This window comes from Chitinimonas violaceus, from assembly GCF_052601015.1.
The window spans coordinates 1-1,153 of the sequence record NZ_JBQXDJ010000180.1 but is presented as its reverse complement, the minus strand read 5'-3'; the positions used below and the strand labels follow the sequence as shown (position 1 = coordinate 1,153).

General features: G+C 53.3%; 1 protein-coding gene and 1 pseudogene. Both read right to left on the bottom strand.

Annotation, left to right across the window (positions count from 1 at the left end):
• Positions 1-149 precede the first annotated feature (149 nt).
• Positions 150-911, bottom strand: coding sequence for a GNAT family N-acetyltransferase (locus ACUHMQ_RS20780; protein ID WP_445297346.1), 762 nt, complete (start codon positions 909-911; stop codon positions 150-152).
• Positions 912-1,035: 124 nt separating this feature from the next.
• Positions 1,036-1,153, bottom strand: a pseudogene (locus ACUHMQ_RS20775) (IS5/IS1182 family transposase); the annotation flags it as partial.

The following is a 1,153-nucleotide window of genomic DNA, read 5'->3' as shown; positions in this document are numbered from 1 at the left end:
CAAAGCTCGTCACTGAGCATCAATCGGGGCATAGCAAACCCGCAGGGTGATTAGTATAGGAACCGTAATTCTGCGGGTTTGCTGCGCTTCTTCAATATACCGAAGTCAAAACGTCAACAGACCCTAGCTCACGAGACTCTAAACAGATTCTAAGCCAGCACCAACTCATAGGTCGTCCAGCGTGGTGCACCTTCAGTAAAACCCAGTTTCTGATGCAGCCGCATCGAGGCCGGGTTACTACTTGCCACTAGCGCTTTGAGTTCCTGATAACCTTGCCCTAGTAATGCAGCGTCAGCCCGGGCATACATCGCAGGTGCAAGCGCTTTGCCACGCCACACCTCACGTATACCCACCGCCTCCATATGGTTGCTTACAACCAGACAGAATGCCTGATACTCACCGGTCTCGTCAGCCAGTACACATCCAGCTTGCCAATTACCTGCAGACCACTCGGCTTGCATAGCCTCTACTGTCGGTGCCGGCGCATTCGGTACATCTGCAAAGCAGTCGGCATAGCACGCCTGTAAACGAGACCAATTGACTTGGTCGAGAGGTACCAAGTACAAACCCTGCGGCAATGTTGACGTCGACGACTTACTACGCAATGGCCGGACGAAATTGACAAACTCAAATACCGGAACAAACCCTTTCGCCTTCAACACAGCATGCTTGGCACGTTCGAGCGCTCGGGCAGTCACACGTACACGCGTTGCCCCAGCTGCCTGTACCTCGGTACACAGACTCTCAACCAAGCTTTCAGCCACGGCTTCATCTGCAGCTATTAGCGGTGCACCATAAGCGCAACCATTGCTGACCACATCCATCAGCACCCAGCCAACACCGCCCACAACCTGTTCGCCACGCCAGGCCATACGAACCTGCCGGCCATTCCCACGAGCAAAATCACACAAATCCTTCTGCAAGAAAGGCTCGCAGTATGGTGCCAGCTGGCTATCCCAAAGCAGTTGCAGTCTTGGGATAGCGGCAGGATTCAGCGAGGTAAGGCAGACTGGTTCCAACGCTGTCAGAACCTGTTCAAAGTCTCCGCAGAAGAAGAGTCAGAAAGGCAAACTGAATGAATTGCAAGCTGGTGTCGAGCTTGCGTTCACAGTTCTTCCACAATCGACGGCACTTCTCCAACCACGCAAAAGAA